The organism is Chryseobacterium binzhouense, from assembly GCF_007474545.1.
Classification (GTDB): Bacteria; Bacteroidota; Bacteroidia; order Flavobacteriales; family Weeksellaceae; genus Chryseobacterium; species Chryseobacterium binzhouense.
The window spans coordinates 308,342-324,612 of record NZ_VKOG01000003.1 but is presented as its reverse complement, the minus strand read 5'-3'; the positions used below and the strand labels follow the sequence as shown (position 1 = coordinate 324,612).

Genomic DNA, 16,271 nt, shown 5'->3' with positions numbered 1-16,271 from the left:
TAAACTTTTATTTAACCGCAAAAGTCGCAAAAGATGAACTGAACTTCTATTAAAAGTTAATAGTTATAAATCAAAAAGATCACAATAGTTTTAAAAATCTTTGATTTTTATTCCTTTTGAGCGCTTCTATTATTATAGAAATTCAATTTAACATTTTTATTTGTGCCTTTTGTGGTTAATTCTGAAATAGTTTAAACAAGTTTTATATATAAATAGTAAGTTATTTTGTAAATCTTACAGACATTCTTCTGTCAATAGCTCTTTCATCATTGGATGCAGTAGCATCTACCGTTGCAAATTCGCTTCCATATCCGTCTGCAGATACTACCTGAGAAGCAACACCTTGTTGTGACAGCCAGTTTTTTATATAGTTCGCTCTTTCTTCAGAAAGTTTTAAATTTTTAGCTTCATCACCTGTTTTATCAGTATAGCCCCCAATTTTTATTTTGGCTTCAGGAAAAGCTTTAAGAATAGCCACTAAATTTTGGATCTGACTTTCTGATCCTGCTTCAAGTTCGTTAGCACTTCCAATTTTGAAATTAACATGGTCAAAATCATACCATTTGTTTTTTAAAGCTGCATCATCTTTAGCATCACTATATCCTCCTGATTTGAGAAAAGAAATCATTTGATCCTCCATTCCTCCTCTATAGCCTTTTAGTGAGGTTCCATTCAGATCAATGTCTTCATCAACTCTTCCGGAATTTACTGAATTGGTATTAGATGCAACTGTATCGGTATCTGTTGTCATAGAATCTCCTGCAACTGCAGTTGTAGTAGTGGTCTCTGTTTTTCTGCATTGCTCCCACAAGAAATATGATGCGGCAAGAAGTAAAAGTAAAGGCAGAAGCCATTTCCAGATTGATCCACCTTCAGCAGACGTAGATCTGTCTGGGAACGTACCGGTATCGGTTGTACTTCTTGTTACTTCTATATGAGGCGTTTTTTCTTCAAATTTCTTAGTAGCAGGATTTTCATTACCTTCAAAACCGTAACCTTTTGCCCAGTCTCCAACATTAAGGGAGGCCAGAGAAAGTCCCGGAGGAAGTAAGGTTGGAACAATTTCCCTTTGTTCATTAAGTAATGTTGAAATTCCGTTTCTGTCTAAATTGTTGTCGGAAGCATATTTTCCGATTGCACCTACAGTTGCTGCGGTAACAATATTAAGCAGTGAGGAAGATGAATTGCTGCTGATTCCGGCGTATGTAGCAATACTATTGATGATTCCGCTCAGTCTTTCACCAAAAATTGATGATAATAATCCTGCTATAAAAGAATTTCCAGATGTAACGCCTGTTAAATTGTTCAGAATCCCGTTGGATGAAGAATTGGCAATAGTATCTATAACGGTAGGGTTATCAGAATTATTGGCTAATCCGCCGATAATTACAGGAAGCATACCGGAAATTGCTTTGGAAACTCCTGCTTCGCTTTCTCCCAGTTGAGATGCCGTTTGTGAAACAAGCGCAGCGCCTAGCTGTCCTTTAATAAGATCAATAATGTTTAATGCCATAATAATTTATTTTGAATTTAATGTTATTATAAAATTAAACAAAAATTTATCCAAATTAGATCGAAAAATAAAAAATCTTTAAAAATTCTTAGAATTTTTAAAGATTTAATAAGTTATTGCATTGGATCTTAATATGCTTTAGCAAACAAAACTCTTCTTTTTGAAGGCTTACCGCTGATCATAGAAATTCCTTCTTCGTGATCATCATTTAAAGGAATACATCGTATTGTTGCCTTGGTTTCTTCTTTTATTTGTTCTTCTTCTTCCGCAGTTCCGTCCCAATGAGCATAGATGAATCCGCCTTTTTCCTCCAGAACTTTTTTAAATTCATCATAAGAATCTACTTTTGTAATATTCTCATCTCTGAACTGTAAGGCTTTTTGGTAAATGTCTTTCTGAATGGTTTTTAACAAATCTTCGATATAAGAATCAATACCTTCTAATGGTCGGGTTTCTTTGGTTAAATTATCCCTTCTCGCAATTTCTACCGATTTATTTTCGAGATCTTTCGGTCCGATAGCAATTCTTAAAGGAACTCCCTTCAGTTCATATTCAGCAAATTTCCAGCCTGGCTTATTTTGAGTGTCATTATCAAATTTTACAGAAATTCCTTTCAGCTTTAATTTACTCTGAATATCTAATGCTACTTTACTGATTTGATTCAGTTGTTCTTCACCTTTAAAAATAGGAACAATAACCACTTGTATAGGTGCTAAAGTTGGCGGAAGTACCAATCCCAGATCATCAGAATGGGTCATAATTAAAGCTCCCATCAAACGGGTAGAGGTTCCCCATGAAGTTGCCCATGCATATTCGATCTTGCCTTCTTTATTGGTAAATTTTACATCAAAAGCTTTAGCAAAATTCTGACCCAGAAAGTGAGAAGTTCCGGCTTGCAGTGCTTTTCCGTCTTGCATCAAGGCTTCGATACAGTAAGTTTCATCTGCTCCTGCAAATCGCTCGGAAGGGGTTTTTAAACCTTGTATAACGGGCATTGCCATAAAGTTTTCAGCAAAGTCTGCATAAACTTCATTCATTTTTTCGGCTTCTTCTATGGCCTCATCACGGGTGGCATGAGCGGTATGACCTTCCTGCCATAAAAATTCAGACGTTCTCAGGAAAAGTCTGGTTCTCATTTCCCAACGCACAACATTTGCCCATTGGTTGATAAGAATCGGTAAATCTCTGTATGACTGAATCCAGCTTTTATAAGTATTCCAGATAATAGCTTCTGAAGTAGGTCTTACAATAAGTTCTTCTTCAAGTTTAGCATCAGGATCCACAATCAGCTTATGAGGATTATTTGGGTCGGTTTTAAGTCTGTAGTGCGTAACAACAGCACATTCTTTAGCAAAACCTTCGGCATTTTTTTCTTCAGCTTCAAATAAGCTTTTGGGTACAAAAAGAGGAAAGTAAGCATTCACGTGACCGGTTTCTTTGAATTTTCTGTCCATTTCGTCACGCATTTTTTCCCATATTGCGTAGCCGTAAGGTTTAATTACCATAGAACCTCTTACACCTGAGTTTTCGGCTAAATCAGCCTTTACAACCAACTCATTATACCACTTGCTGTAATCTTCACTTCTTGAAGTTAATTTTGCCATTAATTTTTTTTTAATATTTTAACTTTTGTAAAATTATGTAATCTAAAAATAAAAATCTATTTTTGATAGATTTTTTATACCGAATTATTGGTATATTTTTGGTACAGAATGCAAATATAATTTAATTTAAAAAAAATATACATTATCATGAAAAGAAATATACATAAAAATTTATTTGGAATACTAAAATCTAAAGGTATTTTAGCTATTTCAGGTGGTTTGCTGTTGGTGTCTTGTGGTGCGCAGATGGGTGGTTACAGTGAAACGGATGGTGTTTACTATGACCCTAATAAAGATACGTTACCAGAAGGTGTGATTATTAATAATCAGGGAAACAGAGTAGGTGATTATTATGACTATTATAATGACAGTAATGTTATAGAAAATGCGCAAATAAATCAGCAGCAGCAAAATAACCGTTATAATAACTGGAGTGATGCTAATTTCAACTCTTCTTCTACAGATTCTGACTGGGGTAGTTTTGCAGGAAGTGAAACCAATTACTATGATAACTCATGGGGTTGGGGATGGGGAGGAATAATGGGTTGGGGCTCACCTTGGGGTTGGGGTTATAATCCATACTGGGGCTGGGGCTCTGGTTGGGGAATGGGAATTGGTTTTGGCTGGGGTAACGGCTGGGGCTGGGGAGGCTTTAACCCTTATTGGGGACTTGGCTGGAACAACTGGAATAATCCTTTCTGGGGCGGATGGGGAAATCCTTACTGGGGCTGGGGAGCCGGCTACTGGGGTGGAGGTTTTTATGCTCCTGCCTATAGAAGAAGCGGAGCCAACGGACGGTCTGGTTTTACAGGAAACACATTATCAGGTTACAGAAATGTAAATAACGGATCAGGATTCAGAAATAACACCAGTGGTTTTAGATCCGGAAGTAGCAATAATGGTTTCAGACAAGGAAACACCAATTCAGGTTTTAGACAGGGAACAATGAACGGCGGTTTTAGAAATCCATCGGGAATGAGAAATCCTAATAGCGGTATTAGATCTCAAAGACCAAATTATGATTACAGACCACAGCAGTCACAACCGAGAAGAAACGATAATTACAACAGACCAAGTGATAATGGCGGATTCAGATCAGGTGGTTTTAATTCCGGAAGCAGTGGTGGCTTTAGAGGTGGTTCTTCAGGCGGCGGCGGATTTAGATCTGGCGGCGGAGGCGGTGGCTTCAGATCAGGTGGCAGATAATATTAACCATAATAACTATTCTTAAAAATAATGTTAAAAAAATCTTTAGTATTAATGGGTGTTACTGCAGCATTTTATCTGCAGGCTCAGGACATATCTGTAATTAGAAATTCTGTTGACGTGTATTCTAATACACCAATGACTGGGAATTCAAAATTCAATGCAATGGCTGGTTCCAACGGAGCATTGGGAGGTGATGCATCTTCATTACTTACTAACCCTGCCGGTTTAGGTGTGGCTATTGCAGGTGATGTTTCTGCAACACTATCTATAGAAAACAATAAAAATACGAGTTCACTTGCAGGAAACTCCATTAACTATAACATCAGCAAGGCTAATATAGGTAATGTAGGAGGTGTTGCAGTTTTCCAGCTTATGACAGAAACTCCATGGAAATTTATTAATCTGGGAGCCAATATTTCTACAACCTCTCTTGAAAATTACGTAGAATCTCCGGGGAACACTAATGTTGTAATTGCTAAGAATCTTGTTGATGGATCAGGAAATAATGTTGTAGGAAACCTATCGTATTTAGGACAAGCCTATAATCGTTACGGAACTCAAACCAAATTTAATTTGGGTGTAGGGGCGAATTATAACAATTCATTATACCTTGGTGCAAGTATCAATATGCACTACGTAGATTTAGAGCAGTATGACAGTGCCAGTTTTGGATTAGATTTAGATAATACTGCTTATACATTTGATAAACAGTACACGCCTTTTTCTGAAAAGTCAAACGGCTTCTCGGCAAGTCTTGGGGTGATCGGAAAAGTAACCAATCAATTGAGATTAGGAGCTTCTATCGAAACGCCTACATGGTGGTCTTTAGATAGAATTTATACTGATTATTACACAGGAACAGACGGATTTATCTATGCTGATAATTTTGTAGAGGACAGAAGGTTCAGATCTCCTATGAAAGCTACTTTAAGCGGAGCATTTGTTCCAAGCAAAAATTTTGCTTTAAACGTAGATTATACATTAGGACTTACGAAACCAAGATATAAAGTACAGGGAGATGCTGAAACAGAACTGAACTCTTTCTTTAATGACAGTTACAAAAATTTATCTGAGATAAAAGTTGGAGCTGAGTACAGAATTAAAGCTTTCCGTTTAAGAGGAGGATATGCTTATAGTTCAAGTCCGTTTGATAATATGACCGTGAGTGCATTTACCAATACAGGTTCTGTAGCACAGACAAACTTCAGTAATCTTATTTTAGGTGACAGAAATACGATTGGTGCAGGTTTAGGTTATGATTTTGGTAAGTTCTATGTTGATGCATCATATCAGAATATTACTTCAAATTATAAAAATCCGTTCCTTGCAGGATACGAAGATTTCGGGACAGGATATTATTCAGCAGATTTCGATGTTGCAACTCCTAATTCTGTAGTTTCTGATGTGAAAAATGTAAGAAATAATTTCTTCCTCACCGTAGGATGGAAATTTTAAAATAACTGATTGGTAAAAAAAAGGCTTCAAAATTATTCTGAAGCCTTTTTTTATTTTCAATGTATATGTCCGGAATCAGAGTGAGTGTGAAAAAGATGAATCACCAATGCTAAAGATACTCCCAAAATAACCAAACCTATTTTAGACCAATTGATGTTGTGATTTTTATTGCTTTCAAAAATGATAACAGATGAAATGTGAAGGAAAATTCCACCTACGACAGCTAAAAAATAAGGCTGCCATTCCGGGTTGAAATAATTTCCTAAAAACATTCCGAATGGTGATGCTAAAGCAAATAAAGCAACAATTAAAATAGACGGGTACGATGCTTTGCTGCCTTTTCTATTGAATAAAAAAGCTCCCAAAATAAATGAAATGGGAATATTATGAACCAGAATTCCCATCAGATAAGGAGAAAATGGGTTAGTCTCGTTAGCGAGCGGAATTCCTTCAATAAAAGCATGGATAAAGAGTCCGACCATTAAAGCCATCGGAAGGATATTACTTTCATTATGATAATGAAAATGACCATGTTCAAAACCTTTGGTGAGTGCTTCAAGAATCATCTGAAGCAAAACTCCGGCAATTACAAAAATTCCCAGATTTCCTGCTTCGGCATAATATACCTGCGGAAATACTTCATTAAGGCAGATTGTAATAAGAAACCCTGCACTTATAATCAGGAGATTTTTAGCAAATTTTTCTTTTTTGCCAAAATATTTTCCCAACAAAACTCCGGAAATAACGCTTAGTATTAGTAGAATAAAAATCATATTAAGTGAAAATAGGTGAGAGGCAATATAAAACTATTGTTAAATTTAAAAAAACGATGAACAGATTTATTATGTAATTAAATTTGCTTTTAAATAATTTTTTTCTGAAAAAGCACACCATTATTCCTGCAATTATAAGAAAAGCTGAAATTAAAAAGGGCGCTGGTGGAGTATGGGTGCCAGAATATCCGAATCTTATTCCGCAGAATATTGAAAGCATTGTACCGGATAAAAAGATAATATTGGTAGCCATTCAGATTCGGAAGATTATTTCTTCTTAAATAAATTGATGCAGCGTGGAGATTTTTCTTTCTCAAAATCATTGAGCTGATAATCGCCCCATATTTTTATTCTTTCGAACCCGCAGTCTTTTGCGTAATCTTCGATAGTTTCTAATGTGTGTAATTTTACTTTTTCAAAGAAATGGTGAGATTTTCCATCAGCTTCAAATCTTATATCTTTTATGATATGTCTTCCTTCAATTTTTTTTGAAATATTAAACTCAATATTTTCTCTGGTAATCGTAACTTCTGGAACCAAAGTGTTTCTTACAAATACCTCATTAAGATAGTCTAAAACGAAGTAACCTTCTGGTAAGAGGGCATTGTAAACCGATTCAAAAACCTTTCGGTCATCTTCTTCATTATCAAAATACCCAAAGCTGGTAAAAAGATTAAAAACAGCATTTACCGGTTGATAATTGATTGGATTCCGCATATCATGAACTTCAAAACGGAGTGCAGGTTCTGAAGAATCAGGAATTTTTTCAAACTTTTTGTTGTGCTCAATACTTTGGCGTGAAAGATCTAATCCCAAAACATCGTATCCAAGTTTATTCAGAAAAACGGAATGTCTTCCTTTTCCGCAAGCCAGATCGATAATTTTAGCCGATTGTGGAAGCTGCAGCTCCGATGTAAGTGCAGTGATAAAGTTTTCTGCTTCTGTATAATCTCTGTTGCTGTATAACAAATGATAATAAGGGGTATCAAACCAAGATTCAAACCATTCCATCCTGCAAAAGTACGGAATTTTGTTGGATGCAGAATGCAATGGATGATCTCTGATTATTGTTTTTGAGACAAAGGTGGCGGTAAAAAAATCGCAACATAATTTTTAATCTATAATATTTTAAATCATCCGGCATCCAACTTCCCTCACCCCGCAAAAAAAAATCGCTATTTTTGCAGAATGGATACAGACAATCTCAAAATTCAGATCAAAACATTCTTCGGACTGGAACCTATTCTTGCAGAAGAAATAAAAAAACTCGGTGGCAGAAACGTGGAAATTAAAAACCGTGCTGTCAACTGTGAAGGTGATCTTGGTTTTTTATATAAAATTAATTATTCGGCGAGAACAGCTTTAAAGATCATTATTCCTGTTTTAGAATTTAAAGCTTTTAACGAAAGTAAGTTTTACGATAAGCTTTTTAAATTTGAATGGGATCAATTTATGGATGTTGATCAGACTTTTGCGATAGATTCTACCGTCAATTCCGAGAAATTTAAGCATTCTCAGTTTATGACTTTTAAAATGAAGGATGCTATTGTAGACTACTTTCAGAATAAATATCATAAAAGACCAAGTATAGAAACCAAATTTCCGGACATAAAATTTCATTTACATATTGACCGTGAACTGGTAACCATTTCCTTAGATTCGTCGGGAGATCCTTTATTCAAAAGAGGATACAGAAAGGAACAGGGTGAAGCGCCAATCAATGAAGTTTTGGCAAGCGGAATGCTGCAATTGGCAGGTTGGGACGGGAAAGGAAATTTTCTTGACCCGATGTGTGGTTCGGGAACGCTTTTGATAGAAGCGGCAATGATCGCTTTAGACCTTCCTGCACAGATTTTCAGAAGAAGATTCGCCTTTCAGAACTGGAAAAACTATGATGCTGATTTATTTTCTAAAATAAAAGAAGTTCGTGTAAACCGCATAAAAGAGTTTAACGGAAAAATTGTAGGCTATGATATTGATGCAAGAATGCTGAATGCAGCAAAAACGAATATTGAATCTGCCGAAATGGAAGATATTATTGAAGTGAGAAAACAGAATTTTTTCGATTCCAAAAAAGAACTTTTTCCTTTGCTGATGGTTTTCAATCCGCCGTATGATGAGAGAATTTCGATTAATGATGATGATTTTTACAAAAAGGTGGGAGATACATTTAAAACAAATTATCCCAATACTTTAGCATGGCTCATTTCTTCGGATCTTGAAGCGGTGAAGAAAATAGGACTTCGGCCTTCCAGAAAAATAAAACTGTACAACGGAAAACTGGAAACTAGATTTTTGCAGTACGAAATGTATGAAGGAACGAAAAAAGTGCATAAATTGGATAACAAATAGAAAAAATGCCCTTTGATTTTTTACACGGAATCAATTTTTTAGCAGATTTATTAAGTCTCAACTTTTCTGGAAGTTCAGATCATAAAAATGATGATGATTCCAATAGATCAGCAAAAAAATGGAAATCCGGAACCTTTTTTGATCAGCTATATTCTTATTGATTGCTTTGGTAACTTTTCTCACAGCATTCAATGATTTTAAGGCTGAAAATAATCTGACAGCTTTTGCAGTCTGCTCAATTATTGGAATAGCTTTTTCTTTTGTCTTTTTTTTGGTCTTTATCATATAGGTTGGTATTATTTTCGGAACGTATGGATGTTTTTACTTTTTAATGCATCGGTCATTCTGATGATGATTTCATTTGTTCTGTTTTTTTACGTACAATGGATGATTTGATGTGGTCAACATAAACATTTTTGGCAGACTTTTTACATATATTTTTATCCGATCAAAATATTTATTATGAAAAATGAAAACTTCTTTGATGTCATTATAGTTGGCGGAAGCTATGCCGGACTTTCTGCAGCTATGTCTCTGGGTAGATCACTCAGAAAAGTACTGATCATCGACAGCGGGAAACCCTGCAACAGGCAAACGCCACATTCTCACAACTTCCTGACACAGGATGGCAAAGCACCTGCAGAAATTTCTGAAATAGGTAAAGAGCAGGTTGAAAAATATGAAACAATTACCTTTTTCGATGGTTTGGCAACAGAAGGGATAAAAACTGAAAATGGCTTTAAAATTAAAACTGAAAGTGGTGATGAATTTGAAGCCCAAAAACTGATTTTTGCCACAGGAATTACCGATGATGTTCCCGATATTAAGGGGTTTAATGAATGTTGGGGAATTTCTTTGATTCATTGTCCATATTGCCATGGCTATGAATTCAGAAATAAAAAAACAGCAATTATTGCTAATAGTGACAGAGGATTTCATCTTGCTTCTCTGGTGAAAAATCTCACCGATGATCTTGTGATTTTAACAAGAGGAAAATCTGACTTCAGTGAAGAACAAATCCAAAAACTTTCGCAAAACAACATTTCGGTTATCGAAACTGAAATTGAAGAAATGATTCACGAAAATGGAAGTGTCAAATCTTTGGTGTTGACTGATGGAAGTATGCTTTATCCTGAAGCGGTTTACGGAGCTTTTCACTTTAAGCAGCATTCTGATATTCCGGGTTCTTTAGGCTGTGAATTTACAGAACATGGTCATCTCATAATTGATCATAAACAAACTACGACAGTTCCCGGAATTTACGCCTGTGGTGATAATTCCTGCCTAATGCGCTCTGTAGCTAATGCAGTTTACACCGGAAACTTTACCGGAGCCATGGTCAATATGGAGCTTGCAAATGAAGTTTTTTAAAATTAATGATCCGTTGATGGGATTTTTAGTGCATTTTGTGGTTAAAATGGTTAGTACGATTTAATATTAAATAATACTTAAAGATTAACAAATATTAATTCTTTCTGATACGCTTGCATTTTATAATTTTGCGGCAATGGAAAGAGTTGCTTTTATCATTAATCCGTTTTCTGCGAAAAAAAATTACCATCCGTTTCTGAATGATCTGAAAATGAAGGTCCAGAATCCTTTATTTTATATATCAGAATCTATTGCAGGAACAGATGAGTTTATTCAGAATCATTTTAATGATATTGATATTTTCGTTGCTATAGGAGGTGACGGAACTATTTCTACGGTTGCAAAAAACTTGATTAATACAGAAAAAATTCTGGCGATTTTTCCTGCCGGTTCCGGGAATGGCTTTTCCAACGAAACGCAGTTCAGCAAAAATCTGGACCAGCTTTTGCAAAAACTTCACGATAAAAAATCTAGAAAAATAGATACTTTTACTGTTAATGGCAGACTTTCTATCAATGTTTCAGGAACAGGGTTTGATGGGAAGGTCGTAAAAGAATTTGAAAAAACCACCAGAGGATTTAAAAACTACATTAAAGTCTCACTAAAAACTTTTTTCAGTTACAAACCCATAAAGCTGAAATTTTTTGACGAAAATTACAAACAGTACAATGGTAAATATCTGATGGTAAATATTGCCAACACCCGTCAGTTTGGCAATAATGCCTATATTGCGCCGATGGCAAGTAAAAGTGACGGCTTAGTCGATATGGTTTTGGTAAAAAAATTCCCCATCACGTATTCTCCGCTGTTTGCGTTCAGAATGTTTACCAAAAAACTGAAAGAAGATGATTACATCACCTATCTTCCTGTTTCAGAAATTGAATTTAAAGTAAATACCAAAAACTGGCATCTCGACGGAGAATTCAATAAGATAAAATCCCCGATTCATATAAAAGTACAGCCTTCAAGCCTGAATATTTTGATATAAAAAAAGCCGTTTCATAATTTATGAAACAGCTTTTTATATACAATTCTGTTACTGATCCATCTACTGCTTCGTTAGATCAGCCCATGTTAATGGTAACAACTTAGGACAGGTAGGTGTGTCTATGGCATCACCATTAGGATAAAAGAATATTTTCATTGTACTGCCTCCACTAAGAGTAAGTGTTGGCGTATGCAGATATATTGTACCGTCAACACATCCACTTTTTCCTCTGAACCGCATTTCGTATACAGTATGCTGAAAATTATATCCATAAGGATCTGCGTTATCTTCAGGATTCTGAAAACTGTCATAGAGAATATTTCCCTGTCCATCTTTTATCCTAATTTTTCCAATCAGTTGATCCCACTTTACGCTATAGTTACCAAAATCAATTTTCTTTTCAAGTTTCAACTCAATTTGTTTACTCTCAAACGTTCCTTTCCAGGTTCCTTCATAAGTATTAAGGCGGTTATCTACATCTTTTACATATTTTGTTCCTATAGGAATACCGTTCGGACTATCAAGATACGTAGCAGCTTGGTCTAGTGTTATTGTAGTTTGCGCTTGGCAAGATAATGTTAAGAGAAATAGATATGTTAAATGTATTTTTAAATTGTTTCTCATTTTAATAATTTAAATTGTTAATTTTTAATTTCCGCATTCGATGGGTTCAGCATCATTCTGTGCAGCATTGAGCTTGTATTCAAATACCTTTCCGTTTGGTTTTACTTTATACAAAGAAACACCTTGTATCAGCATTTTGTTTTTCATAAATCTTAAAAACTTTGTTTGTGTATTTCCTTCCTCTCGTTTAAAATAATCTTGATACTCCAACCTCCAATATTCCGTATCAAACCCCATTTTAATATCAGCTGCTGTTCCGGTAAATTTGATGACATAGGTACCGTCGCTGGAAAGCATGGTGCCATACAAATCTCCGAAATTTTCGGGAGATTTATTAAGATTTGCCAGTGCCATTAGCACATCTACATCAGCCGGTGAAAACATTCTGATTTTTTTGTTGATGACAACATATCCTTCAGGTGTAAGATCAGAAGTCGTTTTATCATTCACATGCACATGGGTATACCCTTTTGTATTCTGGTCGAAAGTTATCGTTAAAGCATCGGAACTGTTGTTTGCCGGGGGGAATAGGTCTGTAAATGTCCCATCTTTATTTTCACTGAAACCAGTCTCTTTTTTTAAATTGAAATTATAATTTTTGTTGATGGTTGCCACTTTATTTTTATAATTCTCATTAGCAAACTGAGATTTTACTTTATTGCAGGGAGAATTTGGATCCGGAAACTCTATCACTGTAGGAATACCCTCGCACCCACCTTCGGCAATACCGCCGATAGGATCTACAGGCTGAATAGAAACCCCGTTACCATTGCAGGGTTCCGGCTCAGGAGTCGGGTTTTCTGCAGGACAGGAGGAGCAGTCACCACCTCCGCTGTTGGTTCCGCCTCCGGGACCTGCCCACCATCCATTATCTATGGGTGCTTCTGCGATACTCTTGCATTGCAGATAATATTCTTTTATAGGTTTAGATTTTATTATAGCATCACATTTATTGCTGCCTTCTCCATTAAAATGCGCATTTTTACTGCATGCTGTATACCCCACGATATACGACTGCCACACACAGCTTTGGTTAGATTTAGCTCCCAGCGGATTATATACCATACCATCCAAAAGCGTTACCGTTGTTTTATCCTGAGTATCTACATATTCACCCGCCATCATCAGCTGCTTTTCCTGAGGCGTCAGATTATAGCTGATGAGCATTTCGCGGTAACTCCCGTCTGTTGCCGGGATCAGCACCAGATTTTCTATAGGATCTGTCGGTAAAGCGTTTTGACGCGTAAGATGAAAAGTGTAGGTGTGAAAGTTGGGACCATTCTCAATATACGTTACCTGATCGGTATCAATAGATACTCCATCGGCATAATTAATTTTACCTTTAGCATTTTTCTGTGCAAAGGCTTTAATCCCAATCTCTGCTTTTTGAAGCTCAGGTACAAGCTGGGTTCTGTGTTTAGCTTCGTTGAGGGAAATCCTTTTGAAAGTCAGTCGCAATCCTGGGTTGCCGTGCGCTTCTTCTTCGTTGTGAAATTCTTCGGTGCGGCAGGAGAACGCCGAGACACCGACCAGGAACATCAGGCAGAGCCTGAGGAATAAATGTTTTTTCATCATGTGCTGAAAAATTTGAATGGTTAAAGATATAATTTTTTTATGAGCGGTAAAAATGCAAAATAAATCACACGGGTGCAATTCCAAACGGAATAAAATATCATTCCGTTTGGAATAATGTATTTCTCATAAAAAGTTACTGACTATCCCGTTTTTGTCATTTTTTGGAGAAACTTTGAAATCTTTGCTGAGTGAAATCGAAGATTCGACGAAGTCAAACGCCTTTGAGAGCTTAAAAACGGCGAATTGTTTAAAAAAACTTTGTGAACTTTGCGCTAAAAAGACATTATTATTAAAAGCAAACATTCAAAAAAAGTTTATCTTTATCCGGTAAAAATAAAAAGTATGAACAAAAGTATAGGCTACAAAATAAAAGAACTGAGGGAGCAGAAGAATATTTCGCAGGAACATCTGGCATTGCAGCTGGATGTCTCACAGAGCTATCTCAGCAAGATAGAAAACGGAACCATCGAAAAATTAGATTTCTTATTCATGCAGAAAGTAGCAGAGTTTTTCAAAGTAGAACCGCAGTACTTTTTGGATGATCAAATCATTCAGAATATTTCTGATACACATAATTCTGCTGTAGGAAATATGCATAATAGTACAGTAACTATCAATAACACATTTGCCGATGACTTAGTCAAAAGTCTGGTGCAGAATCAGGAGCAGATGTCTCAGCTGATGGAGATCCAGAACAGGCTGATAGAGCAGCTATTGAAGAAGTAAAAGAATGTTTTTACAAAAGCCTAAAAACAACACTTCAAAAAGATACGGACGTTTTTACGAAAACGTCCGTATCTTTTGAGCAAAACGTCCGTATCTTTTTATTAAAACGTGCGGACGTTTTTTTATAAGATAAAAACAAGTTTTTGTAATAGATATTTTTTTGCTTTTCATTTTATTTTTTTTCTTAATTTAGTTCTGTTATTTAAAATATTGTTTAACACAAATAATCGAAAAGAAAATGCCTATTACATTCAGTGTAGTTCCTAAGAAGAACCCTCAGCAGCCCAACAATCCCCCAAAGTATTATGCCAACATCATTGGCGAAGGGAAAACCACTCTTGCAGATCTTGCCAAGCATGCTGCCTCAGTTTCCACCGTTTCAAAAGCCGACATTCTTGCCGTACTCGAAAGCACGTTTTCTAAAATTGCCGACGATGTAGCCGACGGTAAGATTGTTTATGTAGGTGAGTATTTCACCCTACAGGCAGGCGGTTCCAGCGAAGGCAAAGACACCGCAGAAGAAGTAAACGCTTCCAGCATCAAAACGATAAAAACCATCTTCCGACCGGGTAAGATGATCAAGGATGCTCTGAAGCTTGCAGAATTTAAAAAGAAAGCATAAACCAGCAAATAATCCTCCTGAAAAATTCGGGAGGATTTAGTTTAATATCAAAATAAACCATAGAATTATTTAGACTTCCAGTTTCTCTTCAATTTCATTGGGATTTTCAAGGCAGTATTTCAGCTGGTCTTTATCCAGTTGTTTTTCCCAGTTAGCTACTACAACCGTTGCCACAGAATTTCCGATCACGTTGGTTAAAGCGCGGCATTCGCTCATAAATTTATCAATTCCTAAAATCAATGTCATTCCGGCAATGGGAATTTCGGGAACTACGGCTAAAGTTGCGGCTAAAGTTACAAAACCGGCTCCGGTAACACCGGCAGCTCCTTTTGAGCTCAGCATCGCGACCAAAAGAAGCATGAGCTGTTTTTCGATGGAGAGATCAATGTTTAAAGCCTGCGCTATAAAAAGTGAAGCAAGTGTCATATAAATATTGGTTCCGTCAAGATTGAAAGAATATCCGGTAGGGACAACCAAGCCTACAATGGCTCTGGAACAGCCTGCTTTTTCAAGCTTTTCCATAACGCCCGGAAGTGCAGATTCAGAAGAGCTTGTTCCCAAAACAAGAAGCAATTCTTCTTTCAGATAATACATTAGCTTAAAAATGTTAAAACCATTATACCATGCAACTGCTCCCAATATTACAACCACGAATAAAATTGAGGTAATGTAAAATGTTCCGACAAGAAAAATTAAATTGAGAACAGAGGCTAAACCATATTTGCCTATGGTAAAAGCCATTGCACCAAATGCTCCGATGGGAGCCAGTTTCATGAGCATATGAACGATCTTGAAAACGGGAGCGACAAGTGACTGCAGCAAATCTGTAATTTTTCCGCTTTTTTCTTTGGTTAAAACCAAGGCAACACCCATCAGAATAGCAACCAGAAGAACCTGAAGAATATTATCACCGATCAGCGGACTGAATAATGTTTCAGGAATAATATTCATCACAAAACCAGTAAGTGTTGTGTCGTGCGCTTTTTGCTGATATTGCGAAATGTCCCCTGATAAACCCGCCGGATCAATGTTCAGACCGGAACCCGGCCTGATAAGGTTTCCAACAATTAAGCCGATAATCAGAGCCAGAGTTGAGAATGTGAAAAAATAGATCATTGCTTTTATGGCAATTCTTCCAACTTTTTTCAAATCGGTCATGTGAGCAATTCCCAAAGTCAGGGTAATGAAAATCACTGGTGCGATAATCATTTTTACAAGTTTAATAAAGCCATCACCCAGCGGTTTCATTTTCTCTCCGAGTTCGGGATAAAATTTTCCTAATAAAATTCCTAAAGTAATGGCAATAATTACCTGAAAATAGAGCTGCTGATAAAGTTTTTTGGTTTTCAAGAACGCATTTATTTAAAAATAATTCCGAAATGTAATCAATTTTGCAATAATTATTGATATAAAATTATATTCTGAAGCACAAGACCAGCTATTATAAAAACTCATTCAG

The 16,271-nt window shown here is 36.2% G+C and carries 16 protein-coding genes; 8 read left to right on the top strand and 8 right to left on the bottom strand.

The features are described 5' to 3' along the window. Positions 1 to 220: 220 nt before the first annotated feature. Both FNE73_RS10140 and proS read right to left on the bottom strand, forming a co-directional pair. Positions 221 to 1,513 carry an OmpA family protein gene (locus tag FNE73_RS10140; RefSeq protein WP_143884497.1) on the bottom strand — a complete coding sequence of 431 codons (1,293 nt, stop codon included), beginning with the start codon at positions 1,511 to 1,513 and terminating at the stop codon, positions 221 to 223. A gap of 128 nt (positions 1,514 to 1,641) precedes the next feature. Then, positions 1,642 to 3,117 carry a proline--tRNA ligase gene (proS, locus tag FNE73_RS10135; RefSeq protein WP_143884496.1) on the bottom strand — a complete coding sequence of 492 codons (1,476 nt, stop codon included), beginning with the start codon at positions 3,115 to 3,117 and terminating at the stop codon, positions 1,642 to 1,644. 147 nt (positions 3,118 to 3,264) lie between these two features. Here proS and FNE73_RS10130 point away from each other — a divergent pair, with 147 nt between their 5' ends. Both FNE73_RS10130 and FNE73_RS10125 read left to right on the top strand, forming a co-directional pair. Then, complete coding sequence (locus FNE73_RS10130) at positions 3,265 to 4,323, top strand: prolyl-tRNA synthetase (RefSeq protein ID WP_143884495.1); 1,059 nt, start codon at positions 3,265 to 3,267, stop codon at positions 4,321 to 4,323. A 30-nt stretch (positions 4,324 to 4,353) separates the two neighbouring features. Then, positions 4,354 to 5,781, top strand: coding sequence for an OmpP1/FadL family transporter (locus FNE73_RS10125; protein WP_143884494.1), 1,428 nt, complete (start codon positions 4,354 to 4,356; stop codon positions 5,779 to 5,781). A gap of 56 nt (positions 5,782 to 5,837) precedes the next feature. Here the strand turns inward: FNE73_RS10125 and FNE73_RS10120 are convergent, their stop codons facing one another. Next, a complete protein-coding gene (locus FNE73_RS10120) occupies positions 5,838 to 6,554 on the bottom strand; it encodes a ZIP family metal transporter (protein ID WP_143884493.1) in 717 nt (238 codons plus the stop codon). A gap of 83 nt (positions 6,555 to 6,637) precedes the next feature. Between FNE73_RS10120 and FNE73_RS10115 the strand changes: the two genes are divergently transcribed. Then, positions 6,638 to 6,835, top strand: coding sequence for a hypothetical protein (locus FNE73_RS10115; protein ID WP_143884492.1), 198 nt, complete (start codon positions 6,638 to 6,640; stop codon positions 6,833 to 6,835). Here FNE73_RS10115 and FNE73_RS10110 read toward each other — a convergent pair. Next, positions 6,822 to 7,565 (bottom strand): class I SAM-dependent DNA methyltransferase, encoded by a 744-nt coding sequence (locus tag FNE73_RS10110; RefSeq protein ID WP_143884491.1) that lies wholly within the window; start codon positions 7,563 to 7,565, stop codon positions 6,822 to 6,824. The genes FNE73_RS10115 and FNE73_RS10110 overlap by 14 nt on opposite strands. Before the next feature lie 177 nt (positions 7,566 to 7,742). On the opposite strand from FNE73_RS10110, the gene FNE73_RS10105 reads away from it, so the two are divergent. Then, positions 7,743 to 8,906, top strand: a complete 1,164-nt coding sequence (locus FNE73_RS10105) for a THUMP domain-containing class I SAM-dependent RNA methyltransferase (RefSeq protein ID WP_143884490.1) — start codon at positions 7,743 to 7,745, stop codon at positions 8,904 to 8,906. A 57-nt stretch (positions 8,907 to 8,963) separates the two neighbouring features. Here FNE73_RS10105 and FNE73_RS10100 read toward each other — a convergent pair whose 3' ends face one another. Continuing rightward, the gene (locus tag FNE73_RS10100; protein ID WP_143884489.1) at positions 8,964 to 9,191 is read right to left on the bottom strand and encodes a hypothetical protein; all 228 of its coding nucleotides are present in this window, start codon (positions 9,189 to 9,191) and stop codon (positions 8,964 to 8,966) included. A gap of 177 nt (positions 9,192 to 9,368) precedes the next feature. Between FNE73_RS10100 and FNE73_RS10095 the strand changes: the two genes are divergently transcribed. Then, positions 9,369 to 10,277, top strand: a complete 909-nt coding sequence (locus tag FNE73_RS10095; protein WP_143884488.1) for an NAD(P)/FAD-dependent oxidoreductase — start codon at positions 9,369 to 9,371, stop codon at positions 10,275 to 10,277. A 136-nt stretch (positions 10,278 to 10,413) separates the two neighbouring features. After that, a complete protein-coding gene (locus FNE73_RS10090) occupies positions 10,414 to 11,265 on the top strand; it encodes a diacylglycerol/lipid kinase family protein (protein ID WP_143884487.1) in 852 nt (283 codons plus the stop codon). Between the two features lie 60 nt (positions 11,266 to 11,325). Here FNE73_RS10090 and FNE73_RS10085 read toward each other — a convergent pair whose 3' ends face one another. Both FNE73_RS10085 and FNE73_RS10080 read right to left on the bottom strand, forming a co-directional pair. Beyond that, entirely contained in the window at positions 11,326 to 11,889 is a 564-nt protein-coding gene (locus tag FNE73_RS10085; protein ID WP_143884486.1) for a DUF6705 family protein, read from the bottom strand. Positions 11,890 to 11,913: 24 nt separating this feature from the next. Beyond that, a complete protein-coding gene (locus FNE73_RS10080) occupies positions 11,914 to 13,464 on the bottom strand; it encodes a hypothetical protein (RefSeq protein WP_143884485.1) in 1,551 nt (516 codons plus the stop codon). Positions 13,465 to 13,806: 342 nt separating this feature from the next. Here FNE73_RS10080 and FNE73_RS10075 point away from each other — a divergent pair, with 342 nt between their 5' ends. After that, entirely contained in the window at positions 13,807 to 14,190 is a 384-nt protein-coding gene (locus FNE73_RS10075; protein WP_143884484.1) for a helix-turn-helix domain-containing protein, read from the top strand. A 238-nt stretch (positions 14,191 to 14,428) separates the two neighbouring features. Beyond that, complete coding sequence (locus tag FNE73_RS10070; RefSeq protein ID WP_143884483.1) at positions 14,429 to 14,812, top strand: HU family DNA-binding protein; 384 nt, start codon at positions 14,429 to 14,431, stop codon at positions 14,810 to 14,812. A gap of 69 nt (positions 14,813 to 14,881) precedes the next feature. Here FNE73_RS10070 and FNE73_RS10065 read toward each other — a convergent pair whose 3' ends face one another. After that, positions 14,882 to 16,162 (bottom strand): dicarboxylate/amino acid:cation symporter, encoded by a 1,281-nt coding sequence (locus FNE73_RS10065; protein WP_143884482.1) that lies wholly within the window; start codon positions 16,160 to 16,162, stop codon positions 14,882 to 14,884. Positions 16,163 to 16,271: the final 109 nt, after the last annotated feature.

Excerpts from the sequence above, each read along its gene's own strand:
- FNE73_RS10140 (WP_143884497.1), bottom strand. The coding sequence starts at position 1,513 with ATGGCATTAAACATTATTGATCTTATTAAAGGACAGCTAGGCGCTGCG.
- proS (WP_143884496.1), bottom strand. The coding sequence starts at position 3,117 with ATGGCAAAATTAACTTCAAGAAGTGAAGATTACAGCAAGTGGTATAAT.
- FNE73_RS10130 (WP_143884495.1), top strand. The coding sequence starts at position 3,265 with ATGAAAAGAAATATACATAAAAATTTATTTGGAATACTAAAATCTAAA.
- FNE73_RS10125 (WP_143884494.1), top strand. The coding sequence starts at position 4,354 with ATGTTAAAAAAATCTTTAGTATTAATGGGTGTTACTGCAGCATTTTAT.
- FNE73_RS10120 (WP_143884493.1), bottom strand. The coding sequence starts at position 6,554 with ATGATTTTTATTCTACTAATACTAAGCGTTATTTCCGGAGTTTTGTTG.
- FNE73_RS10110 (WP_143884491.1), bottom strand. The coding sequence starts at position 7,565 with ATGGAATGGTTTGAATCTTGGTTTGATACCCCTTATTATCATTTGTTA.
- FNE73_RS10105 (WP_143884490.1), top strand. The coding sequence starts at position 7,743 with ATGGATACAGACAATCTCAAAATTCAGATCAAAACATTCTTCGGACTG.
- FNE73_RS10100 (WP_143884489.1), bottom strand. The coding sequence starts at position 9,191 with ATGATAAAGACCAAAAAAAAGACAAAAGAAAAAGCTATTCCAATAATT.
- FNE73_RS10095 (WP_143884488.1), top strand. The coding sequence starts at position 9,369 with ATGAAAAATGAAAACTTCTTTGATGTCATTATAGTTGGCGGAAGCTAT.
- FNE73_RS10090 (WP_143884487.1), top strand. The coding sequence starts at position 10,414 with ATGGAAAGAGTTGCTTTTATCATTAATCCGTTTTCTGCGAAAAAAAAT.
- FNE73_RS10085 (WP_143884486.1), bottom strand. The coding sequence starts at position 11,889 with ATGAGAAACAATTTAAAAATACATTTAACATATCTATTTCTCTTAACA.
- FNE73_RS10080 (WP_143884485.1), bottom strand. The coding sequence starts at position 13,464 with ATGATGAAAAAACATTTATTCCTCAGGCTCTGCCTGATGTTCCTGGTC.
- FNE73_RS10075 (WP_143884484.1), top strand. The coding sequence starts at position 13,807 with ATGAACAAAAGTATAGGCTACAAAATAAAAGAACTGAGGGAGCAGAAG.
- FNE73_RS10070 (WP_143884483.1), top strand. The coding sequence starts at position 14,429 with ATGCCTATTACATTCAGTGTAGTTCCTAAGAAGAACCCTCAGCAGCCC.